Annotated in this window: 22 protein-coding genes; 16 read left to right on the forward strand and 6 right to left on the reverse strand. The window is 49.8% G+C overall.

Translation table 11 applies throughout. The features are described from left to right. Window positions 1-194 precede the first annotated feature (194 nt). Window positions 195-548, forward strand: coding sequence for a DUF4358 domain-containing protein (locus tag MHB80_RS04200; RefSeq protein WP_341280995.1), 354 nt, complete (start codon window positions 195-197; stop codon window positions 546-548). 166 nt (window positions 549-714) lie between these two features. Further along, on the forward strand, window positions 715-1,425 hold the full coding sequence (locus MHB80_RS04205; protein WP_341280996.1) for a DUF421 domain-containing protein: 711 nt from the start codon (window positions 715-717) through the stop codon (window positions 1,423-1,425). Between the two features lie 179 nt (window positions 1,426-1,604). Here MHB80_RS04205 and acnA read toward each other — a convergent pair whose 3' ends face one another. Further along, window positions 1,605-4,316 (reverse strand): aconitate hydratase AcnA, encoded by a 2,712-nt coding sequence (gene acnA / locus MHB80_RS04210; protein WP_341280997.1) that lies wholly within the window; start codon window positions 4,314-4,316, stop codon window positions 1,605-1,607. A 480-nt stretch (window positions 4,317-4,796) separates the two neighbouring features. Here acnA and MHB80_RS04215 point away from each other — a divergent pair, with 480 nt between their 5' ends. The 6 genes from MHB80_RS04215 to MHB80_RS04240 all read left to right on the forward strand — a co-directional run bounded on the left by MHB80_RS04215 (window position 4,797) and on the right by MHB80_RS04240 (window position 10,559). Continuing rightward, complete coding sequence (locus tag MHB80_RS04215; protein ID WP_341280998.1) at window positions 4,797-6,083, forward strand: amidase domain-containing protein; 1,287 nt, start codon at window positions 4,797-4,799, stop codon at window positions 6,081-6,083. Window positions 6,084-6,116: 33 nt separating this feature from the next. After that, window positions 6,117-7,229, forward strand: a complete 1,113-nt coding sequence (locus tag MHB80_RS04220) for a D-alanine--D-alanine ligase (RefSeq protein ID WP_341280999.1) — start codon at window positions 6,117-6,119, stop codon at window positions 7,227-7,229. A 41-nt stretch (window positions 7,230-7,270) separates the two neighbouring features. After that, a complete protein-coding gene (locus tag MHB80_RS04225) occupies window positions 7,271-7,588 on the forward strand; it encodes a hypothetical protein (RefSeq protein ID WP_046232147.1) in 318 nt (105 codons plus the stop codon). A 3-nt stretch (window positions 7,589-7,591) separates the two neighbouring features. Next, entirely contained in the window at window positions 7,592-8,656 is a 1,065-nt protein-coding gene (gene uvsE, locus MHB80_RS04230) for a UV DNA damage repair endonuclease UvsE (RefSeq protein WP_341281000.1), read from the forward strand. A 120-nt stretch (window positions 8,657-8,776) separates the two neighbouring features. Further along, complete coding sequence (locus MHB80_RS04235; protein ID WP_341281001.1) at window positions 8,777-9,598, forward strand: sulfite exporter TauE/SafE family protein; 822 nt, start codon at window positions 8,777-8,779, stop codon at window positions 9,596-9,598. A gap of 106 nt (window positions 9,599-9,704) precedes the next feature. After that, the gene (locus MHB80_RS04240; protein WP_341281002.1) at window positions 9,705-10,559 is read left to right on the forward strand and encodes an inositol monophosphatase family protein; all 855 of its coding nucleotides are present in this window, start codon (window positions 9,705-9,707) and stop codon (window positions 10,557-10,559) included. A 179-nt stretch (window positions 10,560-10,738) separates the two neighbouring features. Here MHB80_RS04240 and MHB80_RS04245 read toward each other — a convergent pair whose 3' ends face one another. From MHB80_RS04245 to MHB80_RS04265, 5 genes are all read right to left on the reverse strand, one after another. Then, window positions 10,739-11,626 (reverse strand): Rpn family recombination-promoting nuclease/putative transposase, encoded by an 888-nt coding sequence (locus MHB80_RS04245; protein ID WP_341281003.1) that lies wholly within the window; start codon window positions 11,624-11,626, stop codon window positions 10,739-10,741. A gap of 171 nt (window positions 11,627-11,797) precedes the next feature. Continuing rightward, window positions 11,798-12,130, reverse strand: coding sequence for a hypothetical protein (locus MHB80_RS04250; RefSeq protein WP_341281004.1), 333 nt, complete (start codon window positions 12,128-12,130; stop codon window positions 11,798-11,800). 110 nt (window positions 12,131-12,240) lie between these two features. Then, a complete protein-coding gene (gene coaA / locus MHB80_RS04255) occupies window positions 12,241-13,182 on the reverse strand; it encodes a type I pantothenate kinase (RefSeq protein WP_341281005.1) in 942 nt (313 codons plus the stop codon). Between the two features lie 14 nt (window positions 13,183-13,196). Further along, window positions 13,197-14,507, reverse strand: a complete 1,311-nt coding sequence (locus MHB80_RS04260; protein WP_341281006.1) for a glutamate-1-semialdehyde 2,1-aminomutase — start codon at window positions 14,505-14,507, stop codon at window positions 13,197-13,199. Window positions 14,508-14,665: 158 nt separating this feature from the next. Further along, a complete protein-coding gene (locus MHB80_RS04265; protein WP_341281007.1) occupies window positions 14,666-15,727 on the reverse strand; it encodes an LCP family protein in 1,062 nt (353 codons plus the stop codon). 289 nt (window positions 15,728-16,016) lie between these two features. Between MHB80_RS04265 and MHB80_RS04270 the strand changes: the two genes are divergently transcribed. The 8 genes from MHB80_RS04270 (at window position 16,017) to MHB80_RS04305 (ending at window position 26,026) form a co-directional block, all read left to right on the forward strand. Beyond that, window positions 16,017-17,063, forward strand: a complete 1,047-nt coding sequence (locus tag MHB80_RS04270) for an ABC transporter ATP-binding protein (protein WP_341281008.1) — start codon at window positions 16,017-16,019, stop codon at window positions 17,061-17,063. Next, window positions 17,060-17,854, forward strand: a complete 795-nt coding sequence (locus tag MHB80_RS04275; RefSeq protein ID WP_341281009.1) for an ABC-2 family transporter protein — start codon at window positions 17,060-17,062, stop codon at window positions 17,852-17,854. Before MHB80_RS04270 ends, MHB80_RS04275 begins: the two co-directional genes overlap by 4 nt. 7 nt (window positions 17,855-17,861) lie before the next feature. Continuing rightward, on the forward strand, window positions 17,862-18,653 hold the full coding sequence (locus tag MHB80_RS04280; protein WP_341281010.1) for an ABC-2 family transporter protein: 792 nt from the start codon (window positions 17,862-17,864) through the stop codon (window positions 18,651-18,653). Window positions 18,654-18,781: 128 nt separating this feature from the next. Further along, entirely contained in the window at window positions 18,782-19,249 is a 468-nt protein-coding gene (gene bcp, locus MHB80_RS04285; protein WP_341281011.1) for a thioredoxin-dependent thiol peroxidase, read from the forward strand. 229 nt (window positions 19,250-19,478) lie between these two features. Then, window positions 19,479-20,948: a serine hydrolase gene (locus MHB80_RS04290; protein ID WP_341281012.1), complete on the forward strand. Its 1,470-nt coding sequence runs from the start codon at window positions 19,479-19,481 to the stop codon at window positions 20,946-20,948. 340 nt (window positions 20,949-21,288) lie between these two features. After that, a complete protein-coding gene (locus MHB80_RS04295) occupies window positions 21,289-22,389 on the forward strand; it encodes an AAA family ATPase (protein ID WP_341282859.1) in 1,101 nt (366 codons plus the stop codon). Further along, window positions 22,377-24,764, forward strand: coding sequence for a DUF5682 family protein (locus MHB80_RS04300; protein ID WP_341281013.1), 2,388 nt, complete (start codon window positions 22,377-22,379; stop codon window positions 24,762-24,764). The genes MHB80_RS04295 and MHB80_RS04300 overlap by 13 nt, the downstream gene beginning before the upstream one ends. A gap of 92 nt (window positions 24,765-24,856) precedes the next feature. Continuing rightward, window positions 24,857-26,026 (forward strand): VWA domain-containing protein, encoded by a 1,170-nt coding sequence (locus MHB80_RS04305; RefSeq protein WP_341282860.1) that lies wholly within the window; start codon window positions 24,857-24,859, stop codon window positions 26,024-26,026. Window positions 26,027-26,044 lie beyond the last annotated feature (18 nt).

Raw genomic sequence — 26,044 nt, forward strand, 5'->3', positions numbered from 1 at the left:
ATGTCATAGGTTAGCTTAATTTCAACAAGGAGGAGAAGTTCATAAAAACTATATCAAAGAAAAAACTCGTTTTTGCCCTAGTAGCTGCAGTGGTTGTCCTAACAAGTATTTACGTCCTGATGCAACCCATAACCAAAATTAATATCAATAAGTTTTCCGAGTTTATGCTGACGTCCTCGGTTTATTACAAAGACATGAAAGAACTGGATATTTCCAATATCAAGGAACATTACAGCGGCGTAACCGTCTCAGATGTTTCCAGCGCGAAAGTGTTCGTTAGCACAGATGGCACCGCCAGAGAATTTGCAATTATTGAAGCGAATAGCCCACAAAGTGCCGACATTATTCAAAGTGCGATAAGCTCCTATTACAATGAGCTGATGAACAAATATCAATCGGAAAATGCAGAAGAATATGAACACCTGCGAGGTTATTACATCCACAGAACAAGAAACTATGTAATTTTAACAATCAGCGACAGCACTGGAAGTGGCAATCAACTTGTTGAATCATATCTTGATAAAATCAATTATGATAAGAGAGCATGATTCCTCAGTCTAAAAACATGTACTAACGCGTAACGTTAATTCAAAAACAGCGACAGTCTAGGACTTTGTTTTCTCGTCCTTGGCTGTCGCTGTTTTGATTTGTAGGGTTAGTCTAACCTATTATTTTCTGCTGACATCGGGAATAATAGGGGGAGGAGGTTTGTAAATGACGTATGTGGAAATTTTAATCCGGACCATTCTTGCAGTGGGACTGCTGCTGCTCATTCCCCGCATTCTAGGCAAGCAGACTCTTTCGAATATGACGTTTAACGATTTTGTAACGAGCATTACACTGGGCTCCTTGGCGGCCAATTTGGCGTTTAATGCCACCCTGAAGCCCTCCTACATCGTGCTTTCCCTGGTTGTGATTACAGCTATGTCTTTCCTGCTTTCTCTGCTCGCTCTCAAAAGCCGAAAAATGCGCAGCTGGATCTCAGGCTCTCCCACCGTGCTGATAGAAAACGGTAAAGTCATGGAAGCCAACATGCAGAAAATTCGCTATACGCTGGATTCGCTGAACCAAGCGCTGAGGGAAAGGGGCGTTTTCAATATCGAAGAAGTGGAGTATGCCTTGCTCGAAGATAATGGAAGAATTTCTATTCTGAAAAAGGATGCGTACCGGCTTGTCACGAAGCAGGATATGGGGCTGCCGCAGCTAGCGCAGGCTTTTCCCGTAGAGCTTATTATGGACGGCGCGGTGATGGAGGATAATCTGAAGCTGCACGGGCTGACCCGTGAGTGGCTAGAGATTGCGCTGAGGCAGAAGCATAAGGGGAACACGCTGGCCGATGTGTTCTATGCGGTAAGAGGCACGCAGCAGCAGTTGGTCTTCGATTTCTATGAGGATGGTATTGAGCAGCCGCTGGATCAGGAGTAGCTAAGAGACTCGGGAGCAGACAGCGAATGAGGAGCAAGCTTTGACCATTTGGCTGGGGAAGGGTGAAGCATGAGATTGGATAATTTCCCCTAGCCCTAAAATAAAAAGCAGCGATTCTCCAATAACGGGAGAATTGCTGCTTTTTTTAATTTCTGCGAATCAAGCTGTAAGTTAGCTTATTACATGTTAGCAATCATTTGACGAAGCACGGTTTGCAGAATACCGCCATTACGGTAGTAGTCTACATCAACCATGGAGTCCAGACGAACGATAGCCTGGAAGTCAAATGCAGTGCCGTCTTCACGGGTTGCCGTTACAGTAACGGACTCGCCCGCTGTCACATTATTGGACAGTCCAGTAATATCGAACGTTTCGCGGCCAGTAATACCAAGCGTTTTCCAGCCGTGGCCTTCTTGGAATTGCAGTGGCAGTACGCCCATGCCGACCAAGTTGGAACGGTGAATACGCTCGAAGCTTTCAGCAATAACGGCTTTTACGCCGAGCAGGAAAGTACCTTTTGCCGCCCAGTCACGGGAGCTGCCTGTGCCGTATTCTTTACCAGCGATAACGACAAGGTTTTTGCCGGATTTTTGATACTTCATGGAAGCATCGTAGATCGACATTACTTCGTCAGTAGGCAGGTAAGTCGTTACGCCGCCCTCAGTGCCCGGAGCCACTTGGTTGCGGATACGGATGTTGGCGAATGTACCGCGCATCATGACTTCGTGGTTACCACGACGCGAGCCGTACGAGTTGAAATCTTCTCTTTTTACGCCATTTTCGATCAAATATTCGCCGCCTGGGCTATCCGCTTTGATGTTGCCGGCAGGGGAGATATGGTCAGTTGTAACCGAGTCGCCCATAAGCGCAAGCACATTTGCAGAATGGATGTCGGCAATGTCGTTAAGCTCCGTACCAAGGTTTTCAAAGAACGGCGGATTTTGAATGTAAGTGGATTTTGGATCCCACTCGTAGCTTTCGCCTTCTGGTACGTCGATTGCATTCCAACGATCATTTTGCGTAAATACATTTTCATATTTATCACGGAACATTTGCGGATTAAGCGCAGCCGCAGTTGCTTCCTGAATTTCTTTCGAAGTTGGCCAAATGTCTTTCAGGTAAACCGGGTTGTTGTCTTTGTCATAGCCGATTGCATCTTTGGAAAGGTCAATGTTAACTGTTCCTGCAAGCGCATAGGCAACAACAAGCGGAGGAGAAGCCAAGTAGTTCGCTTTCACCTGAGCATGAACACGGCCTTCAAAGTTACGGTTACCGGACAATACAGCCGCTACCGTCATGTCGTTGTCAGTAATGGCTTGGCCTACTTCATCAGGAAGCGGACCGGAGTTGCCGATACAAGTTGCGCAGCCGTAACCAGCCACGTGGAAACCAAGTGCTTCCAACGATTCCAGCAGGTTTGCTTTCTTCAAATATTCCGTAACGACGAGCGAGCCCGGCGTCAGGGAGCTTTTTACATAAGCAGGCTTGGTTAGTCCGAGAGCTACCGCTTTCTTCGCTACTAGGCCCGCACCCAGCATAACGCTTGGGTTGGAGGTGTTCGTACAGCTTGTGATAGCTGCGATAACAACCGCACCAGTGCCCATTTTGCTTGCTTGGCCGTTCGGGTGCTTCACGTCAACGAACTCTTCGATCTTCTCATCCGTCATGCCATATCCGCCTTTATCGATCGGCGTGCGGATGATGTTGTTGAAATCTTCTTTCATTGCTGTCAGCTCAACGCGGTCTTGAGGACGCTTAGGACCAGCAAGGGAAGGAACAACAGTCGACATATCAAGCTCAATCACATCGGAGAAGACAGGATCTGGCGTCTCATCTGTGCGGAACATGTCTTGTGCTTTGTAGTAAGCTTCAACCAGAGCGATCTGCTCTTCTGTACGGCCAGTTGCACGCATGAAGTTAAGCGTCTCGCTGTCGACTGGGAAGAAGCCCACAGTTGCGCCGTACTCTGGAGCCATGTTGGCAACTGTTGCACGGTCAGCAAGGCTGATGTTGGACAGGCCTGGACCGAAATACTCGACGAATTTGCCGACAACGCCTTTTTTACGAAGAATTTGCGTAACGGTCAGGGCAAGGTCAGTCGCCGTAGCGCCTTCTGCCAAGCTGCCTGTCAATTTGAAGCCGATAACTTCAGGTGTTACAAAATAAAGCGGTTGGCCCAGCATGCCTGCTTCAGCCTCGATACCGCCAACGCCCCAGCCGACTACACCAAGACCGTTGATCATGGTTGTATGGGAATCCGTACCAACGAGGGAATCCGGGAAAACAACCGTTTCGCCATCGATGACTTTTGTAGCAGCAACAGATGCAAGGTACTCCAGGTTAACTTGGTGAACGATACCTGTTCCCGGCGGTACAGCACGGAAGTTATCGAACGCCGTTTGTGCCCAGCGCAGGAAGCGGTAACGCTCTTCATTGCGCTCAAATTCCACTTTAGTGTTGTATTCAAGTGCGTCCGCGTTGCCAAATGCATCAACCATGATCGAGTGGTCGATTACGAGGTCAACCGGAACGAGCGGATTGATTTTTTTAGGGTCGCCGCCTGCACGTTTAACCGTATCACGCATAGCTGCCAGATCGACTACGACGGGAACGCCAGTGAAATCCTGCAAAACGATACGAGCAGGAATAAACGGAATTTCTTTGTCCTCGCGTCCATCTGCCCATGTTGTCAGTTGTTTAACATGCTCAGGCGTAATAGCGCGGCCGTCGAATTGACGTACAGCAGCCTCGAGCAATACTTTGATGGAGTAAGGAAGCTTGGAAATTTTTCCAAGGCCTTGTTCTTCCAGGCCGGACAAACGGTAATACGCAAAGGATTTGCCGTTTACGTCAAGCGAGGTGCGAACGGAGTAATGATTTTGATGAGACATGGTTCAAGTTCCTCCTTAGATGGCTTTACTTTTGAAAAAGAAAAGGTAACATTCTTTAAAATATAGGAAGGTATATGATGTTTCCATACATTCTCTATATTTCTACGCGAAACGGTAGCATTGCCACCAAAGGATGGCTTCAACCGTTTACGCTCGGGATGTGTTTCGCTCTGTGAAACACGATTTCAAATTTGCTATGCTCCTAGTATATCGCTAAATAGGGGCTCTCGTAAAGTCCAATTGTACCCGCTTTCGCGAATATTGGCGCCCATTTTAGGCATTTAGGCTGATGGACGAATGTAACATCTATCGGCATCGCTTGTTTTATCCTAATAATGGATTATTATGCGAGCTTTTGACAGAGCTTCATGTTTGGCGAGATGTGAACATATAAATAAAAGGATTAGGCGCACCGCACCCTTGCCTGGCGCCCGTCGCAGCACGTGCGGATTAAAAGCTTGCTTTTAGGAGGGAAAGCCGATGTCCTTGCGATCAGACAAACAAATGGCAAGCCGCCGTGCAGGCAAGCAGGAGCGGCAGCCGCTGCTGAACCTGTCCGCCTCTCAGAAGCGGCTCGCGCAGCAGCATGCTCAAGCGGGAACGACGAATGGCGGAGCGAAGCAGCACAAGCGGCAAAAGCCGGAGCCAGCTGCTGCTGAGCAACCGCGAATGGCTGCGGCTTCCATGACCTCGCTCATGCGTTCAGGCGATTCTCCGCCGCTTTCCGGAGAGGAAGCCCGGGGCTGGAAGCCTGCCGTGCATCAGTATGTAAGCCTGTATAATCAGGCGGAAACCGAGCAGCATGCGGCAGCGGTAGACGGCTTCGTCGCAGACAAGGAACATTGCGGCAGGCTTCGCGGACGACTGAATCGGCTGCGCGAGCGGGATTTGCTGCGCGGCGTCCTGCCCTCGCGCAGCGAGACGAAGGCGGAGCTTGTCAGGGTGCAGGAGTCTGGGGCCGAAGCATCCGTGCTCATTCGACTGCATATTAAGCGGCAGATTGAGCATAGAGGAATGCGTTATATTGAAGAACGGAAAGAAGTGGAGCGGCTATGGCTGGCCGCTGCTGGCGAACGCTGGCATATCGTTCGCATTGAGCCGATCATTGCGGAACGGCGGCCGCGCTTCGAGCTTTCTTTTCAGGATCAACAACTGGCTGGAGAGGAAGAGCAGCAGCTAGAAGAGGAGCAATTCCGGCTTCGCTCCGTGCCCTACTTGAATTATGACCTGTTTGCGGCCTTCCAGCCCCATACTGTCCGGGCGCTGTATCGGCGCGATTTGGCCGCCGCTTACGCCGACCGTTGGTGGAATGAACCCAACCCTGCATATGAGGAGTTCGAGGTCAACTGTACGAACTACATCTCCCAGTCGGTCTTTGCAGGCAATGCTCCGATGAATTATACTGGTAACAGGGGCAGCGGCTGGTGGTATAAAGGCCGTAACGGAGGCAGGGAATGGTGGAGCTACAGTTGGTCGGTGTCAAATGCGCTGACAAACTATTTATCCACTCCCCGGCAGTCAGGTCTTCGGGCCAGAGTCGTTGACTCGGCTGAAGAGCTCCAGCTTGGCGATGTCATCACTTATGACTGGAACGGCGACAACCGTTTTCAGCACAGCACGATCGTAACAGCTTTCGATGCAGCGGGTATGCCGCTTGTTAATGCGAATACTGTGCCTAGCCGTCATCGCTACTGGGACTACCGCGATTCTTATGCCTGGACGGAACAGACCAGGTACCGTTTTTTTCATATTGAGGATCAATTATAAGTTATTATTCATTATTTTACCGGAGGATATGCGATGGGGACGAAAGTAAACGTAGCACTTGTATATGGAGGAAAATCAGGCGAGCATGAAGTTTCACTGCAGACCGCGTTCGCAGTAATGGGAGAATTTGATTACGATAAATACGCAATTACCCCCTTCTATATTACTAAGCAGGGCGAGTGGAGAGTTGGCGGCAAGCTTGGAAGCAAGCCGCAAACCGCCAGCGAGCTGCGCCTTGCAGCAGGCGCTTCCGGAGCGGGCTTCCCGCTTGCTCCGCTGTTTGCCGGTTTAGATACATCAGGTGCAGCAGCAGCTGGAGCAACGGCTATTGATGTCGTATTTCCGCTGCTGCATGGCACATTTGGCGAGGATGGCACGATTCAAGGCTTGTTCGAAATGGCAAACATTCCGTATGTTGGCGCAGGCGTACTGGCATCAGCAGTAGGCATGGACAAGGTGACGATGAAAAAAGTATTTGCGCAGGAAGGGCTGCCGCAATGCGTGTTCCGTTACTTCAACCGTACGCAGTGGGAGAAGGATGCTGCCTTTTTTGTAATGGAATGTGAAGTAGCCCTCGGTTACCCATGCTTTGTTAAGCCAGCTAATCTGGGCTCCAGTGTCGGCATTTCCAAGGCGCGCAACCGCGAGGAGCTGATGGCGGCAGTCAATTATGCCTTCAAGTATGACCGTAAAGTGATCGTTGAGGAATTTGTCGATGCGAGAGAAATCGAAGTTGCGGTGCTTGGAAATGACGAGCCTAAAGCTTCTGTGCCGGGCGAGGTTATTGCTTCTAATGAATTTTACGACTACAAGGCAAAATATGTAGATGGCAAATCGGTCATGCAAATTCCAGCGGAGCTTTCGGAGGAAATTTCAGAGACGGTTCGGGATATGGCAATTCGCGCCTTTCTGTCCATTGATGGATCAGGCCTTTCCCGCGTAGATTTCTTCATGCGCAGGTCGGACGGCCAGCTGTTTATTAACGAGGTTAATACGCTGCCGGGCTTTACGCCTTTCAGCATGTACCCGCTTATGTGGAAAGAAACAGGCATGACTTACCGCGAGCTGCTAGATAAGTTGATTGAGCTGGCCCTAAGAAGGCATGTCGAGAAGCAAAAAATCAATTTCGGAGCAAGCGAAGCGTAATAAAGCTTCAGGGGAATCACTCTAGAGAAAGGAGGGAGATCATGGGATTTTCAACCGAGTTTAATTCTGTATGCAAATTCAAGTCGGAGCAAGAGCTTCATGAATTGCTTGAATACGGCAAGGGCAAGATGGTAAAGAGCGGATTTCGCGTATACCCTACAGGCCAGAAGGTCATTGCGTATACGACGAACAATGAGGCTATTGCCATAGTCCGCATCCTCGCTTCGATCGCTGAAATTAATTTTCAAGGTGAAGAAGTGACTGAAGTGGAGATGGAGCTTGTGAGAAAGCTGACAGAGGAAGAGGCTAAAGTGCAGACTGCATTGGCTTACGAAATGTTTTTTGGCGAGCGTGAATAGCAGATGCTGGTTAGGTTCGGGTTCGTAGCCATGAGCATGCTGCTGGAAAACGCTTCGCCTTCGCGAACGATGACGTTTGCAAATTTTACGAAGCTTGCCGACCGCGAAGCGGCTCTGAGCAAGCTTGAGCGGATTGCTGAGGACAATTTGCGCAGCACACTGCGGATGCTGAAGCATGCCAAGGCGAGCGATATTCAGATGTATCGTTTCTCCTCTAAGCTGATCCCGCTGGCAACCCATCAGGGTGTAGCCGATTGGGATGCTTATCCGGCCCTGCGTGAAGCTTTTCGTGAAATTGGTGATTTTGTGCAAAAAAATCGGATGAGGGTTTCGTTTCACCCTGACCATTTTTGCGTATTCAGTACGCCTCGGCCCGAGGTGCTGGAAAGCTCTATACGGGACATGGAATATCATGTCCGCATGCTGGAGGAAATGGGACTGCCGGAGTCAGTCAAGTGCAACATACATATTGGCGGTGCATATGGCGATAAGATGGTCGCAGGAGCACGCTTTATTCGGCAGTTTCAGGCACTCCCGGAGCGCTATCGACACCGCGTCACGCTGGAGAACGACGATAAGACGTTCAATGCAGTCGAGACGCTGGAGGCGGCTCAGGCTGTGCAAGTGCCGATGGTGCTTGACGTGCATCACCATCTGGTGAATGATGGCGGCGTTTCCTTGGACAAGCTGTGCAGCAGCCTGTGGCCGCAAATCGCCGAGACGTGGCGGCTTGAAGAGCAGCGGCTGAATAGCGAAGCGGCTGATGCGGCAAATGCGGCAGCTGGCAAGGACGATACGTACGAAATTAGCCTGCCGCCGAAAATCCATTTTTCCAGTCCGAAGGAAGGGCCGAATCCACGCAGTCATGCTGATTATTTGAATGCGGACGATTTGCTGCTGTTTTTGCGGAAGGTGGCGGCGGCGACGCCGCAGCTTGACTGCATGCTCGAAGCGAAGCTCAAGGATAAGGCGCTGCTGGCGCTCATGGATGACTTCCGCATGTTGGCGGATAGGGGCGAAGGCGTTCGGATCGTGGACGACGGCAGTATTGAAGTAACCGAGTTATAGGCTCTACACAAGCATGCAGCACCGTCAGCTATCGTTGACGGTGCTCTTCTACTAGGAATGAAAAGTGACGGTGTAGGGGAACATGTAACGCATCATGATTGAACAGAAGGCGGTGACAGCGTGTTTGAATGGATTGCACTCGTATTATTAGGGATGGCAGCAGCGATGTTCGGAAGCATTGTCGGTCTGGGCGGTGGTATTATTATAGTGCCAGCCCTTATGTATTTGGGGCCTTCACTTATAGGCGCTCCAATCGACCATGGCACAGCGGTTGGCACCTCGCTTACGATGCTCATTGTAACCGCGCTTGCCTCGACGCTATCCTACGCGAAGCGCAAAATCGTCGATTATCGCAGCGCCTGGCTACTGTTTACGACAAGCGGTCCGGCTGCCATGCTTGGAGCGGCTATGACAGGGCTTTTGAAAGGCGCCGCATTTAATTTGTCCTTCGGCATTTTTATGCTGCTTATATCTGCTTTATTGATCGTACGAAATTATTTGAAACCGGTTGCGCGGGAGTGGCCGGTGCAGAGGACGATGGTGGATGCAGCTGGCGAGCAGCATACGTATGGCTATGCGATTTGGCCGATGCTTGTTATTGGGTTTTGTGTTGGCATCATTTCCGGATTGTTTGGCATTGGCGGGGGCTCATTGTTCGTTCCGCTAATGGTGCTGCTGTTCCGTTTTCCGCCGCATGCGGCAACCGCTACGTCGATGTTTGTCATTTTTTTATCGTCGATATTAGGCAGTGCCACGCATGTATGGCTGGGGGAGATCAACTGGTGGATTTTACTTGCCCTTATTCCGGGCGCATGGGTTGGCGGGAAGCTGGGGGCTTATATTGCGGGCCGCATGAGCGGCAATGGGCTGCTATGGCTGCTGCGGGTTACCCTGCTCGTTCTGGCCTGCCAACTGGTCTATGAAGGCATTAGGCAGCTGTAGCTTTTTTTGAACTCTAGCAAAAAGACAGGAACGTATATTGATTTATGAGCGTAATAATAGATAATGTTAATAGTTAAACTTATTAAAGAGAGTTGGGTGATGCACCGTGAGTGATCAGCGTGAACCTTCAGTTGTAAGCGGCAAAAGCTTCACTGCGGTTGCGATCAATTGCGCGGCCAAAGCGGGCGAATGGATCAAGACGAAACTGGGGAATTATAATAGACTGGATACAAAATTCTCTTCTCATGATTTAGTAACAGAAGTAGATATGGGCTCGGAGCAGCTTATTAAAAAGCTGGTTCTGACTCATTTTCCCCATCATTCGTTTTTGGGGGAAGAAGGGGTCGAGCCTGGACCTGAGGCTTCAGTTCAGGCACTCGCCGACAAGAGCGAGGCGGAATATTTATGGATTGTCGATCCGATTGATGGAACAACGAACTTCGTTCATGGTTTTCCTTTTTTCGTCGTATCGATTGCGCTTGCTTATAAAGGTGAAGTCATCGTTGGGGTTGTATATGACCCGATGAGGGACGAGCTGTTCCTTGCCGAAAAGGGGAAAGGCGCCTATGTATCCGGCAAGCGGATGCAGGTGTCGAAGGAAGAAACGCTCAGCAGCAGCTTGATCGCGACGGGCTTCCCGGCAGATCATCTTTATGCGCTGCCGCTGAATTTGAAAGGCATTCAGGCGCTTGCGCCGCAGGTACGCAATCTTCGCTCGTCAGGCTCGGCTGCGCTTCATATGGCTTATGTGGCAGCAGGCCGCCTTACAGGCTTCTGGGAAATCGGGCTGAACAGCTGGGATTTGGCAGCAGGCTCGCTGCTTGTACAGGAGTCGGGCGGCATCGTCACAGATACGCAGGGCAAAGGCTACCATCTCGGCGTCCGAAATGTAGCGGCTTCGAATGGGCTGATGCATGAGCCGTTTTTGAAGGCATTGGCGGATGCCGAGGCAGTAAAGTAGCCGGGATAGAGTGGTCGTGCTTGATTAGTCTTCAGTTAAATTAATGAGCAGCAGCAAAGAAGCAGCCTACTGTAGGCTGCTTCTTTGCTGCTATGATAATGGTACTCTAATGCAGTACCAATGGTTTAAGCGGGGTACGTGATCGTAGGCAAAGTGGAACGAGTGTACGATCGATCGTATTACCCTTGTTTCTTAAGCGCAATAATTTCAGCTTCTGATAAACCGGAAGCCGCAGCAATAATGGAAATTTCAACGCCGAGTGCTAAAAGCTTCTTGGCAACTTCTAGCGCTTTTTTTTGCTCGCCTTGAAGGACTCCGCGTGCTTCTCCGCGTGCCTCTCCACGTGCTTCTCCTTCAGCAAGGGCTCCCTCAATCATAGATGCCTCATCATGAAGGAATTTCTGCCTGTCTTCATATAATCTGCGAGCCTCAGCATCCTGGCTAAGAAACTCTAATGTAGTCATGGCCTTCTTTAATACCGGTTCGTTCATTGTAAGCACCTCCCAATTGAATTTATGCGTACCCTTAAGAAAAAGCAGCCAATTGACTAGACCGCCATGTTCAACGGGCACTGCACGATCATCCAGCTTTGGCAGCTCTAAGAAATGCAGTTCGATATCGTCAATGAGGGGGATGCCGCTACGCTCTTCTCGCAGATGGAATACACTATGATATTGATCATTGGGCAGAAATGAATAATTCAATATATTAATGGTTACGCATTTTTTCAGCAACTTGTAGGATTGCCCTTCCTGCAATTGCCCACTATACAGCTTACTCCAATAAAACATGGTTCGCTTCTCTGTATCATATTTATTAAACAGTTGCATTTCCACATTAATCAGTTCGCCTTCTGCTGTCCTCGCACGTATATCTAAAATGGATTGCTTATCTCGTGGAGAGTCCTTGTCCGTATAAGGATTAAGCAGAATAATTTCGGTAAGCGGCGGCTTTCCAGCCTCTGCAAATGTCCGGTTCAAGAAAGCCAGCAAAACATCGTGGTTTTCTTCACTGCCGAATATTCGTTTAAACAAAAAATCATTACGTGGATCAAGAAGCTCAGCCATTAGCATTCAACTCCATTTATAATAAGTATATCACGTTGCCGGATGCTTAAACATACAGGGAAGAATGAGCAAATAGCTGCAATGAAAAGCTCGAAGGATCTATTAAGCTTATATTTGATTGCACTGACTTGCCATGAGCTTACTCAAAAGATTGCCTATTAATTTGTTCAACTAGAGCTCGAACCACTCCAGCATGCCGTCATATCGGTGAGCTTCTGTTTCCAGCTCCATCTGTTTCAACCAGCCTGCAGCAAGCTCGTTACGGATATGAAACAGACAATAAACATAAGTCTCACCATCGGTGATATCTTCGATTCCAATTGCTGTTTCTATTGACACCTGCAAGGCTAATGGCCAGGAGGTGTCATCCTGAAGCAGGGTGAAGCCATTATCATATCGCTCGATCCTGTATGGATCCGAAACATGAATGGCCCCAGCCAGACGCTTCACAAGCTCAGGAAGGATCGCAGGCTGCTTAGTCTTTATACCATATTCCCAACCCATAACTTACCTCCTTTTGATTCAAAAGTAGAAAATAAAGCCACCCTCTGTTCAGAGAGGCGGCTTTATGATGCCAGCCATTCATCCCAAAAAGGACTGGCTGCTGCGTTATGCTATTTCCGCAATTGAATTTGCTGAATACGATGCTGGGCATCCTTTTGCAGTATCAGCATAGCCCGCCGTTTCGTCGGCAAAATATTATCGTACAAATTGACGGCATTGATTTCCTTCCAGATCGTTGCGGCTGTCTCGACAGCTTCTTCATCTGTCAGGCTGGCATAGCGGTGGAAGTAGGAGTCCTTGTTCTTAAAAGCGGTATGCCGCAGCATCAAAAATCGTTCGACATACCAGCGCTCGATGAACGTTTCTGGCGCATCGACAAAAATCGAGAAGTCGAAAAAATCGCTTACAAAAGAGTGCGCTTCTTTACTGACCTGCAAAACGTTAATCCCTTCGACAATCAACACATCCGGCTGTTCGACAAGCTGATATTGCCCGGGAATAATGTCATAGGTCAGATGAGAATAGAGCGGCGCCTCCACATGGGGATTGCCCGATTTAATTTGTCCCATAAAATCCATCAGCGTCTTGACGGCATAGCTTTCAGGAAACCCTTTACGCTTCATCAGCCCGCGTTCCTCCAGTACCCTTTTGGGGTAGAGGAAGCCGTCTGTCGTAACGAGATCGACCTTGCGGCCACTCCCATGCATGGAAAGCAGCCGCTGCAGCAGCCGCGCTGTCGTGCTTTTGCCTACGGCTACGCTGCCGGCTATGCCTAGTACAAACGGTACTTTAGGTGCCTCCATATGCAGAAAAGCAGCTGAAGCCTGCCTTAGCCGCTCAGCAGCTTCGATATGCAGGTTCAGCAGATGGGTAAGCGGCAAATAAATCGCCTCAACCTCCTCAAGCGATACTTGGTCATTGAGGCCTTTCAGTTCACCCAGTTCATCCTCCGTGAGCGGCAGAGGGGTATGATCACGGAGTGCCGACCAAGCGGCGCGGTCAAATTCCATATATGGGTTCATCAACATGTCCCTTTCTATTACAGAAGGCATTGGGCTGACCTCTCCTAAAGCTTGCTGAAAGCGTGCTCCGCCGCTTCAATGGTCGCATGAATATCTTCATCGGTATGGGCGATGGTCAGAAACCACGCTTCATATTTGGAAGGTGCCAAATTAATGCCCTGATCGAGCATTAGCTTAAAGAAGCGACCGAACAGCTCGCCGTCCGTATCCTGCGCTTCATCGTAATTCGTAACGGGATGATTGCAAAAATGGGCCGAAAATGATCCGCGAATTTGATTAATCGTTAGCGCAAAGCCTTTTTTATCTGCTGCCGCTTTCAATCCTCCTGCCAGCTGCCCAGCAAGCCGATCCATACGCTCATAAATGCCAGGCGACTTCAATACCTCCAGACAGGCGATGCCCGCAGAAATGGAGGCGGGGTTGCCGGCCATCGTTCCGGCCTGATAAGCAGGGCCGAGCGGTGCGACCTGCTCCATAATGCTGCGGCGTCCGCCATAAGCGCCGATCGGCAGCCCGCCGCCGATGATTTTGCCAAGCGCCGTAAGATCCGGCTCAATAGCAGCTTGATTAGGGAAGGCAGCGAACGTTTGCGAGGAGCCGTAATGGAAGCGGAATGCGCTAATGACCTCGTCATAAATGACAAGCGCTCCTGCCTCACGCGTCAAAGCGCAAAGCTGCTCCAAATATCCTTCATGCGGCATTACCATGCCGAAATTGCCAACAATAGGTTCTACCATAACGGCTGCCGTCTCGTGGCCGAAGCGTTCAAGCGCCTGCTTCAAGGCCGGAATGTCGTTGAAAGGCACCGTAATGACCTCTTGGGCAATGCTAATCGGTACGCCAGCGCTGTCCGGTATGCCAAGTGTTGAGGGACCTGAGCCTGCTGCTACGAGCACTAGATCTGAATGTCCATGGTAGCAGCCGGCGAATTTAATAATTTTGCTGCGTTTCGTAAACGCCCGTGCGACGCGAATGGTCGTCATCACCGCCTCGGTGCCAGAGTTGACGAAGCGCACTTTATCCATAGAGGGAATCGCTTCCTTCAGCATGCGTGCCAATTGAACCTCAAGCTCGGTCGGCGTACCATACAAAACGCCATTTTGCGCGGCGCGAACAATCGCTTCGGTAATATGCGGATGGGCATGTCCCGTAATAATGGGACCGTACGCCGCCAAATAATCGATATAGCGATTGTCGTCGACATCCCAGAAATAAGCGCCCTCGGCACGTTTCATAAATACGGGTGCACCGCCGCCAACACCTTTGAACGAACGGGAAGGGCTGTTGACGCCGCCTACAATATGCTCAAGCGCTTCGGCATACAGCGCCTCGGAACGTGGTCTTTGAATCGTCATAACGATAATTCCCCCTTGAAAAATAGTGCAGCATCCCGCCTGGAAGGCGAGATTGCCAGCCTAAATATGTAACATCAAAACGTCCTCATTCCACTTGGAATGAGGACGACAAACATCAATCTCAATCTGCTGTCTAAACAGCTCATTACTAGATTATCTTATGGGGATGGAGTGGCCGATGCTCCAGGACTGCTGCTGGCATCTGCGCCGTCAGCACCTGGTGATGCCTCAGGCGAAGCGAGCGTATCGTCGCTTTCCAGCAGCGTGTCCACATAGGCCTTAAGCTCATCCTGATTGCGTACGCCAAGCACCGAAGCGCCGCCAACCTCTTCATCAGCAATCATATCCATCGGCGGAACCTGTGCGGTTCCAGCGACATGGCTGTCAACTCCAAGCTGTCCGAGCTTGAGCATGTCTGTGGTCGTTAAATTCGTTTCAATATACGGAGAGACGCTCTCCAATATTTCTTTCATTTTAAGAATGTTCCAGCCCGATTGCAGTTCCTTGGCAAGAGCCTGCAGAAATTTGCGTTGACGCTCGGTACGTGTGAAGTCGCTCATTGCATCATGGCGGAAGCGTACATATTGCAGCGCTTTGTCGCCATCCAGCAGCTGAACGCCCTTTTTCAAATCGATATCGTAACGGTTGCCGTCGGCATTGTCGGTATAACGCATATCCTTCTCGACATCGATCGTGATGCCGCCCATTGTATCAATTAAAGATTTAAAGCCTTCAAAATCCGTATAGACATAATACTGAATGTTGAGTCCCAGCAAGTCGCTGACCGTCTTCATTGCCAGCTCAGGCTTGCCTAGTGTGATGGCTGTATTAATACGTCCCCGTCCATGCCCTTCGATACTGACATAGGTATCACGGAGTATAGATAACAGATGCGCTCTCTTCGTAGTTGGGTCTATAGAAAGAACGAGCATAGAGTCCGAACGCGGAATTTGACCTTCATCCATGCCACGGGCATCGCCGCCCAGCAGCAAAATGTTGACACGCTCTGTTCCTTCCCATTTAGGTGCTTCGAGCCCCGTGTCCTCAAAATGGGAGAATCTTGATTCCTCTTTAGGTTTATTGAAATCCGACGTAGCATTATAAACGCCATAAATCCAGTAACCTGCATAAGCAATACCGATTCCCAGCAGAATAAGGACAATTGTCAGAATCCATTTCCACGTTTTTGATAGCTTAGCTTTCTTCGGCCGATTTTCCATTATGCTAGTAATGCCCCTTTCAAAATGTCACAGTACCCCGTCTTCCATTCATTCCCCTTGACTGCCATTGTAAAACGTTTCTCTAATAGCATTTACGTGCCCTGCCATCTGCTGTATGATTACATATTGTAAAATTATAATTCGGAAGGACATACGGAAGCAAGTTTTATCAAAATATAGGATAATGAAGTGTGATGACCGTGAATCATCGCTCTTTTTGCAAACGGGGGATTAGCATAATTTCCCGGGGAATGTCGACCGTATTAACGGAGAGGAGCTAGACGAACCAATGCTGGCAATAGATGTTAAGGATCTGCGCAAGCAGTTTAATGTGCAAAAAAACCGGGAAGGGCTGTCCGGGGCGCTGAAAGACCTGTTCAAACGCGAATATACGGAGGTTACAGCCGTAAAGGATATTTCTTTTCAAATCCCGCAAGGCGAAATCTGTGGCTATATCGGTGAAAATGGCGCAGGCAAATCGACAACTATTAAAATGCTGACCGGCATTTTAGTACCAACGTCGGGCGATTTGCGTGTCAACGGTTACGTTCCCTACAAGGACCGCGAAAAGTTTGTCGCTGAAATCGGAGTCGTCTTCGGACAGCGTTCGCAGCTATGGTGGGATATTGGGGTTATTGAGTCGTTTCAATTGCTGCGTAAAGTGTATCGTGTATCGGAGGTCGATTTCCGCAAGCGGCTGAACAATTTGATCGAGCGTCTTGAGCTTGGCGATTTGCTCAACCGTCCTGTCCGCAAGCTGAGCCTTGGCCAGCGAATGCGCTGTGAGCTTGTCGCTTCGCTGCTGCATAATCCGTCGATTTTATTTTTGGATGAGCCGACGATTGGTCTTGATATTATCGTCAAAACCGAAATTCGCGAATTTCTGAAGGATTTGAACCGTGAGGAAGGAACGACGATTTTGCTCACGACCCATGATTTGCAGGATATCGAGGCGCTATGCTCACGTGTCATTATGCTTGATGATGGTCGCATTATCTATGACGGCGGGCTGGAAGACTTGAAAAATCGCTGGAGCAAGGGGCGCGAAATTCACTTTGAGTTCAGTACGCAGACGAAGCTGTCGACGCTTCAAGCCTTGACTGGCGAGTTAGATGTAACTTGGAAAATGGACAATGATTTGACGGCAACGATGTGGCTGCCGCATGCGATCAATGTATCTGACGCCCTGTCCAAGGTTGTAGGCGGTGCGGCCATTCAAGATATTAAAATCGTGGAGACGAACACGGATGAAATCGTTCGTGAAATTTACCGCTCCGGCTCGGCTAGCACAGAATCAGAGCAGCAGGCAGCGCTTAAGGAGACGACGGTCTCATGATGGGCGCTTATCTGGATTTTATTCGCATCCGTTTTATTACGATGCTGGCATACCGCGTTAATTATTACAGTGGTATCGTTATTTATGCGATTAACATCGGGGCGTATTATTTTTTGTGGAAAGCGATTTTCGGGGAGCAGCAGGAGCTGGCGGGCTTTACCGTCGCCCAGATGACGACGTATGTCGCAGTATCGTGGATGGCGAGGGCGTTTTATTTTAACAATCTAGACCGCGAAATTGCGAATGACATTCGGGACGGCAGCGTCGCTACCCAAATGACCAGACCGTATTCCTATTTGCTCGTGAAAATGATGCAGGGCTTTGGCGAAGGCTTATTCCGCCTGCTGCTGTTCATGATTCCGGGCATGATTATCGTCTGCCTGATTTTTCCGGTGAAGCTGCCGACCGATCCCATGACTTGGATGATTTATTTAGTCATGCTGCTGTTCAGCTTTCTCATTAATTCACAAATCAACATTTTAACAGGGCTGTTTGCCTTCTTCGTTGAAAATAACGAGGGCATGATGCGGATGAAACGCGTAATGGTCGATTTATTTTCCGGCGTCGTCGTGCCGATTGCTTTTTTCCCGGGCTGGCTCGCAGCCATTATGAAATGGCTGCCGTTTCAGGCCATCACGTATTTGCCGAGCTCTGTTTTCACAGGCAGGACGCCGGGCAGCGAAATTGCTGGCGTGTTTGGCCTGCAAGTAGTATGGTTCGTCGTGCTGCTTGTGCCAATCTGGTTCACATGGCGGGCGGCGCGCAAGCGTCTGTTCGTGCAAGGAGGTTAAGGCAGGCATGCTGTACGCACAATTATTTTGGGAATATATTAAAAACTACGCGAAGACGCGGCTGACCTACCGAATGGATTTTTGGATCGAGATTTTGTCCGATATGATGTTCCAGTTCATGAATCTGATCTTCATATTAATAGTTTTTCGCCACACCCCATCGCTTGGTGGCTGGTCCGAGGCAGAGGTCGTGTTCGTATATGGCTTCTTTATGATTCCATATGGCATCTTCAGCACCTTTTTCAGCATCTGGAATTTCAGCGAGCGGTATATTGTCAAAGGAGAAATGGACCGGATTTTGACGCGTCCGGCACATAATTTGTTTCAGGTGCTGCTCGAAAATGTCGATCCGCCTTCCCTGATCGGCTCCGTCGTCGGAGCGATTATTATGTTCGTATGCTGGGGAGAGTTGGGATTGCCTTTCCACATCATGGATATTGTGCTGCTGGCGGTATTCGTTATTGGAGCCGTACTGGTGTATGCGGGAATTTACACGGCCTTGTCGGCGATATCCTTCTACTCGGATGCTCCGACCGGCATTGTGCCGCTCATGTACAATATTCAAAACTACGGACGTTACCCAGTTAACATTTACAATAAAATGATTCGTTTCGTGCTTACCTGGCTGCTGCCCTTTGCTTTTGTCGGCGTCATTCCCGCTTCATATTTTCTCGAAAAGAAAGCGGATGACCTGTCGCAGCTCGCATTGCTGACCCCAATCGTAGGCCTTGTGTTCTTCACGCTCGGTCTGCTGCTGTGGAACCATGGTGTGAAGCGTTATCGCGGTGCAGGCTCGTAACGAATAGTTGTTTCCATGCGGCGAGGAACTATTCCTCGCCGTTTCAATGTAAGCGGGGAGCGTCCAATACAAGAGGTAATGTTTAAAGTTTTACATACATATAAAAATGGGAATCGGAGGTTCAATACATGTCTACGATAGAAGTGGGACAAGCGGTGCCGGATTTTAAGCTTCCAGCATCGGATGGTACGCAGATGAGTCTGAGCGATTATTTAGGCAAAAAGCTTGTGCTTTATTTTTACCCGAAGGATAATACGCCGACCTGTACCGATCAGGCTTGTGATTTTCGCGATGCTTATCCAGGGATGGTAGACCGTGATGCGGTTGTCATTGGGATTAGTCCTGACAGCGTGAAGTCGCATGAGAAGTTTATTGCGAAGAAGGAGCTGCCGTTTCTGCTGCTCGCGGATGAGGAGCATAAGGTGTGCGAGCTGTTCGGTGTGTGGCAGCTTAAGAAGCTGTATGGCAGGGAATATATGGGCGTTGTACGCTCGACCTTCCTTATTGATGCCGAAGGCAAGCTTGCGCGCGAATGGCGCAAGGTGAAGGTGAAAGGGCATGTGGAGCAGGTGATAGAGGCTCTTAAAGAAATTTAACAAATTCGGCTTATTATTATGAATAACAATCATATAGCAGTGCTAGAGTAAGTGGCGCGCAGCAGGAGCTTTGTCCTGTTTGCGCGCCATTGTTCGTTCATGGCGCCGCTACATTTTCCCATTTGCTGCGTCTATAATAGAGGAAGGTTTGCTGAACGGATTGCAGGCTTGGCTAACGTGCAGATTTAGGTGTAAGCGTAGGCGAATGAGAAAAAGGAGTTGGCATGGCATGACAGGCATAAAAGGAAAGAAGATAGCAGGTTGGTTGAATCGGCATACAGTGGCGCGTAGTGCACTGATCGGAATCGCTGCCGTAACAGCGTTTGCTGGTGCTGGCGGTGCAGCGGCGGCGGCTCAAACAGGCAGCAAGGTGGAGGCAGTACAGCCAGCAAGCAGCAAGGCGATTGCAGTCGAGGTGAATGGCAAGGCGGTGGCATGGAACGTGCAGCCGCTTATTAAGGACGGCACCACATTCGTGCCGCTTCGTGAAGCAGGCAAGGCAGCTGCGGGCAATATCGAATGGGATGGGAAGACGCAAACGGCAACGATAAAAGTGAACGGAGACGTAATTGTGCATAAGGCGGGAACGTCGGTAGTAACGGTGGACGGGCTGGTTATGAACATGTCCGCTCCTTCCCTGAATATAAAAGGAACGCTCATGCTTCCGCTGCGGTCCGTAACCGATGCGCTCAAAGCATCGCTGCAGCTGTCACAGACGAAGGAGCTGCTGACGATCCGGATTCAGACGGATGCAGTAACGAAGTATGGCAAAGCGGATGCTGCTATTGACGCCTATTTGAAGGGCGAGGCCTTCTCGGGCATGGCGCTTGTAGCGAAAGACGGCGAGGTGCTGCTTCGCAAAGGCTATGGTTTTTCTGGAACTAATAAATTGAATCGTCCAGACGCGAAGTCGCGTATCGCTTCCATTACAAAATCATTTACAGCGGCATCTATCATGCAATTGGTCGAGCAAGGGAAGCTGAGCCTAAACGATCCAGTGTCCAAATTCGTGACGGGTATCCCGCGCGGTGATGACATAACCATTCATATGCTGCTTTCGCATACGTCAGGGCTTCCATCCGAGTTTACGCGAAGCGGCGACGTCGCCATTGAGCAGACGATTGCGGAGCTTCGAACGAAGCAGTTGAAATATGAGCCGGGCACGACTTATTTATATAGCAATAACGGCTATGTGCTGCTGGCTTATGTACTGGAGCAATTGTCTGGCGAAAGCTATGCCGACTATGTAAGCAAGCATCTTCTCACTCCGCTGGGCATGAAAAATTCAGGGACGGCTGCGCCAGGAGCCCCGACCATTCAGGGCTATATTTTGCAAAAAAATAAGGAGTGGGCCGCAGCTCCTTATTATGTGTCGCAGTCGGGTACGGGAACGCTTTATTCGACCGTCGATGATTTGCTCAAATGGGATGCGGGGCTTCGGGCAGGCAAGGTTGTAAGCGAGCAGTCGCTTGAAGCGATGTATACGCCGCATTCGGATAAAAATTACGGCTACGGCTGGATTGCGCTGAGCCTGAACGGTGAGAAGGTTGTCTTCCATAATGGCAGCGGCAGCGGCTATGCAACGGGCATGCTGCGTAATTTGGATAGCGGAATGACGGTTATTTTGCTCGGCAATCATGCGGGCATGGATATGACAAAGCTGCTGCAGCAGGTGCATAAGCTGGCTTCTGAACAATAATTTGAATATTTGGATGGTCGCTGCTTGCTGAAGCATTGTCTGCTTAGCGAGGACGGCCATCCAATCTCATTGAGTCATGAAAATTTTGATACCGCGCTAATTTCCCCTAGGCATAAAATGAAAAGATAGGCTTATTCCCTCGAGTATGAATACATATAATCCCAAACTAACTCTCAATGATGTTACCTATTTCATAGCGAAAAACCTAGCCCGATGGTGCTAATTGAATGGTTCAAAACAACCATTTTTGTCCAATATTTTGAATGAACGGCGTGTGCTATGGTATTATATAAGAAAATAAGAACATATGATCTGTTTTTGCGAAAGGGAGACCACAATGATGGATATGATTAAGCCGCCAGCTGAGATGTTATTTGAAGCAGAGCTGCGGGCGCTGCGTGAAGAGGATACTGGAAAACGTCCACCCGAGTGGCTGCTGTCTCCGGCCTATGTGCGCGACTTTATAATTGGCCGGGATAAGCCAGCTATATTAGATGGCAAAGAAGTCGCAATTACCCGCAAATTTTACGGAAACGATGTGCTGATTGAACGGGCCGTTGTCACTTTGGCAGGGAATCGGGGCTTAATGCTTGTTGGAGATCCAGGTACAGCGAAGACGATGCTCAGCGAGCTGTTGTCAGCGGCCATATCGGGGACGAGCCTGAATACGATTCAGGGAACAGCTGGGACGACGGAGGATATGATCAAATACTCTTGGAATTACGCCATGCTGCTGGACAAAGGTCCATCCGAGGCTGCGCTTGTGCCAGCACCTTTATATAACGGAATGAAGCAGGGCATTATGACCCGCTTTGAAGAGATTACCCGCTGCCCAGCGGAAGCGCAGGACAGCCTGATTAGCATTTTGAGCGACAAGGTGATGAATATCCCTGAACTGGACGGCGGCGTATTGTTTGCAAAGCCCGGCTTCAACGTCATTGCAACGGCGAATATTCGCGACAAAGGCGTCAACGAAATGAGCGGCGCCTTGAAGCGCCGGTTCAACTTCGAGACGATCAAGCCTGTCAGCAGCATGAAGATGGAAGCGAAAATTATTGAAAATGGGGCCCGCAGCCTGCTTATGCATAGCGGCGTTGACGCCGAAATTGACCTGAATGTGGTCGAGCTGCTGGCGACGACATTTATGGAGCTGCGCTCCGGCATTACGCGCGAAGGCTACAAAATCGACATTCCCGCAGCCTCCATGAGCACGGCAGAAGCGGTTTCTGTCTATGTTCAAAGCGCGATGACCTCCTATTATTATGAAAATAAATCGATTTCGCTTGATCGGCTCGTGCAAAATATGCTCGGAACGATTGCCAAGGAAAATGAGAAGGATTTGTCCATCCTGAAAACCTACTTCTCCAAGGTCGTCAAAGAACGCTCCAAGGAAGATGTGATATGGAAGGACTACTATGAGGAAAGAAAATGGATTGGTTAACGGGCGAGGCTGACAAGAATCTGCCGTCCCTATTTGATCAGCAGGTGTTTAATCTGAACAGCGGCACCGTTTATTTTCCCATTCGCCATCATAGTCCAGCTTGCTCCTTTCATCTGCTTAAGGTGATTAAGCAATATAAGCCTAGTATTATTTTGATCGAAGGGCCAGCGAGCGGAACTCCGCTCATTCCGGTGCTTGCAGATGAGGCGACGGAGACGCCCGTCAGTCTGTATTGTACTTATGAGGACGAGCAAGGCGGAAGATCGGCTTGCTATTATCCGCTTCTGAGCTACTCCCCGGAGTATGTGGGCATGAAAGAAGCGGCACGTCTCGGCATACCGGCGGCGTTTATCGATCTGGACTACAGTCACGAAGCTAGAGCGGAAGCCGAGAAGCAGGAGAAGTCCATACAGGATGAAACGCTGCTAGCCGGCTCCGATTTTATTAATCGTTTATGCCGTAAAATGAACTGCCGCAGCTTTGATGAGCTGTGGGAAAAGCTGTTCGAAATCGAAGGACAAGCAGCAACGACAGAAGCTTTTGTGCAAAATGTTTTTACTTATTGTGCATTATCCCGCATGTGCTATTCGAAGGAACAGCTTCGCGTTTCTGGCGATTTGGCGAGAGAGGCCTATATGAAGGAACGTATTAAGCAGGCTGCGTCTGAGCATGATCGTGTCCTTGTCATTACAGGCGGATTTCACACGTATGGGCTGCTTGAAGCTGCTCAATCAGACGGGTCAGCGCTCAAGGTGCAGCAGCAGGATCAGCAGCGGAAAAGCGGCGAAGCTATTCATCAGCAGCTGTATCCGATGGTCTACACGTTCGAAGAAGCGGATCGCTTGAATGGATATGCGAGCGGGATGCCTTATGTGAACTATTATGAGCTTATATGGAATAAGCTCCTGCACAATAAAGCAGAGCCCTATAACCAAACAGCGCTTGCCTTGTTATCGGAGCTGATGGGCAAGCTTCGCAAAGGTCATGAAGAGGTATCGACGAGTGACGCTATTGAGGCGTACAGCATGATTCAAGGGCTCGCCGTGCTACGTGGCAAAAGAGAAGGCGGAGTATACGAGCTTCTAGATGCCGCGCTCTCCTCCTTCGTGAAAGGGGAGCGGACGCTGGCAACGGACAAGCCGCTTGAAGAGCTGGGCTTGCTTCTGACTGGGGACAAAATCGGCATTGTAGCTCCCAATTCGTTTACGGTGCCGATTGTGGAGGATTTTAAAAATCGCTGCTCCGCGTCAGGGCTTCACATTAAGACGACCGGCAAGCACAAGAAGGTGCTTGATTTGTACGCCAAGGCAGAGCATCGTCTGCTTAGCCAATTGCTGCAATGCGCGAGCTTCCTCGTTCCTGATTTTGCAGTCCGGGAGTCTGGGCCGGATTGGGTCGCCTATCGGCATATGAATCTCGTTCGTGAAACTTGGGTCTACGCGTATTCGTCCCGCATTGAGGCGAGATTAATCGAAAACTCGCTGTATGGAGGAACGATCAAGGAGGCGGCAGCACGCAAAATCGGGGAACGGATACAGGAGCTTCCCGATCATCATAGCGGCGAAATCGCAAATGCGCTGCTGCAGGCTCTACTTATGGGCTTGCAGGATACAGCGAGGCGATTATATGAGCAGGTGCAGGCTGCTTTGCGCAAAGACGGTAATTTTCTGTCGTTGTGCCAAACGCTTACGGTATTAAATCGTTTGCGCCAGCATGGCAGACTGCTGGGACTTGCAGCAGATGAACAGCTGCCGCTGCTCGTAGCAGAGGCTTATAACAACGCGGTAGATAAGCTGCTGGGGCTTGCAGCCATCCATTCGGATGAGCATCCAGCGATTATACAAGGGCTTAAGCTGCTGGCGGAGTCGTCTGAACCGCATTTTCAGAATGCTACATTCAGAGGACATTTGAGCGAGCTGCTGTCGGACCGGAAGCTCTCCCCGCAACTGGAGGGCGTGGTGATCGCTATATTAGCAGGGCTTGGAGACAGAACGCGTGAAGAGATGGTCGAGCGTGCTAGAAGCTACGTTCGCGGAACGCCTGATCAGGCCAAGCAGACGGCGAAATATTTGCAAGGGATGTTTGCAATCGCGCGCGATGCTTTTTTATATGATGATCAACTGCTCGGCGAATTAAATTATTTAATCGAAGAGCTTCCTCCTGATGATTTTATTGCGATGGTGCCGGAGCTGCGGCTCGCGTTCACCTATTTTACGCCAATGGAGACATCCTTGATCGCAGAGCGAGTCGCTGCACTGCATCAAGCAGAGCCGGGAGAGCTGGAGCGTCCGCCTATCGATGAGCAGACGCTAGTGCAGGCCAAGGCGCTGGATGAAGCCATTCGGAAGGAGTTTGCCGCATGGAAGCTGATATGAACCGGCAGGATGAACAAAGTGAACACAAGCATGAGCATGAGCATGAGCATGAGCATGAGCATGAGCATGAGCATGAGCATGAGCATGAGGATATGGCGCAAGTCACGAATGCTCCCGCCGCTTCAAGCGGCCGCACGTCGGCTGAGGCTTTGAATCGGTGGCGGCTCATCCTCGGAGAGGCTGCTGAGGAAGGCTTATGCGAAGCCGAAGGCTACTCGCCTGAACATTTTTCATATACGGAAATGGATGAACTGCTTGCCTATTTGTATGATCGCGAATATGGCGAGGAGCAGGGCTACAGGAAAACAGGCGGGCGGGGTGCCTCAGAGCTTACTGTTCCCAAGTGGCTGCATAAGGTGCGGGAGCTGTTTCCGAAGCAGACGGTCGAAATATTGGAGAAGCAGGCGCTCGACCGTTATGGGCTGACCGAGCTGCTGACGGATAAGAAGCTGCTTCAATCGCTTGAGCCTAACATGAATCTGCTCAAGAACATCTTGCAATTCAAAGGTCGGATGAAGGGCGATGTGTTAAGAAGCGCTAAGGAAATCGTTCGTGCGGTAGTGGAGGATCTGCGTCAGAAGCTCGAATCACAGGCGAAAGCGAGCATACTTGGCAAACGCAGCCGTTACGCGAGCAGCTCTGTGAAGTCACTGCGCAATTTGAATTTTAAGAAAACCATTTCTAGAAATTTGAAAAATTATGACCGCAAAAATGGCAGGTTTGTGATCGACCGCCTATATTTTGACGGCAATGTGCAGCCGCATAACAAATGGAACATTATTATTGGCGTGGATGAGAGCGGGAGCATGCTGGACTCGGTCATTTACAGCTCGGTTATGGCGAGTATTTTTTACAAGCTGAATGCACTACGTACGCACTTATTTATTTTTGATACCCAGGTCGTTGATCTAACGAGCAGGCTGGAGGACCCCGTTGATCTGCTGATGAATGTTCAGTTGGGCGGCGGCACGCATATTGCCAAAGCGCTGCGCTATGGCGAGACATTGATTGAAAACCCTGGCAAAACGATTTACATTTTGGTCAGCGATCTGGAGGAAGGTTATCCGATTCAACATATGTATAAGGCTTGCAAAGATATTTTGGACGCAGGCTGCAAGCTGCTGGTGCTGACCGCACTCGATTTTAACGGGGATTCTGTTTATAACAAACATGCGGCGCAGACGCTCACCAATATGGGGGCGCAAGTCGCGGCGATTACACCAAATGAGCTGGCCGACTGGATCGGCGATATTATAACTTAATTTTTGGGAGGATTCGGA

Source organism: Paenibacillus sp. FSL H8-0537 (assembly GCF_038051995.1).
Taxonomy (GTDB): Bacteria; Bacillota; Bacilli; order Paenibacillales; family Paenibacillaceae; genus Pristimantibacillus.

Coding starts and splice junctions, on each gene's coding strand:
- MHB80_RS04270 (WP_341281008.1), top strand. CDS start 16,017: ATGCTGGCAATAGATGTTAAGGATCTGCGCAAGCAGTTTAATGTGCAA.
- MHB80_RS04290 (WP_341281012.1), top strand. CDS start 19,479: ATGACAGGCATAAAAGGAAAGAAGATAGCAGGTTGGTTGAATCGGCAT.
- MHB80_RS04275 (WP_341281009.1), top strand. CDS start 17,060: ATGATGGGCGCTTATCTGGATTTTATTCGCATCCGTTTTATTACGATG.
- MHB80_RS04215 (WP_341280998.1), top strand. CDS start 4,797: ATGTCCTTGCGATCAGACAAACAAATGGCAAGCCGCCGTGCAGGCAAG.
- bcp (WP_341281011.1), top strand. CDS start 18,782: ATGTCTACGATAGAAGTGGGACAAGCGGTGCCGGATTTTAAGCTTCCA.
- MHB80_RS04200 (WP_341280995.1), top strand. CDS start 195: ATGAAAGAACTGGATATTTCCAATATCAAGGAACATTACAGCGGCGTA.
- MHB80_RS04265 (WP_341281007.1), bottom strand. CDS start 15,727: ATGGAAAATCGGCCGAAGAAAGCTAAGCTATCAAAAACGTGGAAATGG.
- uvsE (WP_341281000.1), top strand. CDS start 7,592: ATGCTGGTTAGGTTCGGGTTCGTAGCCATGAGCATGCTGCTGGAAAAC.
- MHB80_RS04220 (WP_341280999.1), top strand. CDS start 6,117: ATGGGGACGAAAGTAAACGTAGCACTTGTATATGGAGGAAAATCAGGC.
- MHB80_RS04205 (WP_341280996.1), top strand. CDS start 715: ATGACGTATGTGGAAATTTTAATCCGGACCATTCTTGCAGTGGGACTG.
- MHB80_RS04300 (WP_341281013.1), top strand. CDS start 22,377: ATGGATTGGTTAACGGGCGAGGCTGACAAGAATCTGCCGTCCCTATTT.
- MHB80_RS04280 (WP_341281010.1), top strand. CDS start 17,862: ATGCTGTACGCACAATTATTTTGGGAATATATTAAAAACTACGCGAAG.
- MHB80_RS04225 (WP_046232147.1), top strand. CDS start 7,271: ATGGGATTTTCAACCGAGTTTAATTCTGTATGCAAATTCAAGTCGGAG.
- MHB80_RS04305 (WP_341282860.1), top strand. CDS start 24,857: ATGGCGCAAGTCACGAATGCTCCCGCCGCTTCAAGCGGCCGCACGTCG.
- MHB80_RS04245 (WP_341281003.1), bottom strand. CDS start 11,626: ATGGCTGAGCTTCTTGATCCACGTAATGATTTTTTGTTTAAACGAATA.
- MHB80_RS04295 (WP_341282859.1), top strand. CDS start 21,289: ATGGATATGATTAAGCCGCCAGCTGAGATGTTATTTGAAGCAGAGCTG.
- MHB80_RS04250 (WP_341281004.1), bottom strand. CDS start 12,130: ATGGGTTGGGAATATGGTATAAAGACTAAGCAGCCTGCGATCCTTCCT.
- coaA (WP_341281005.1), bottom strand. CDS start 13,182: ATGCCTTCTGTAATAGAAAGGGACATGTTGATGAACCCATATATGGAA.
- acnA (WP_341280997.1), bottom strand. CDS start 4,316: ATGTCTCATCAAAATCATTACTCCGTTCGCACCTCGCTTGACGTAAAC.
- MHB80_RS04260 (WP_341281006.1), bottom strand. CDS start 14,507: ATGACGATTCAAAGACCACGTTCCGAGGCGCTGTATGCCGAAGCGCTT.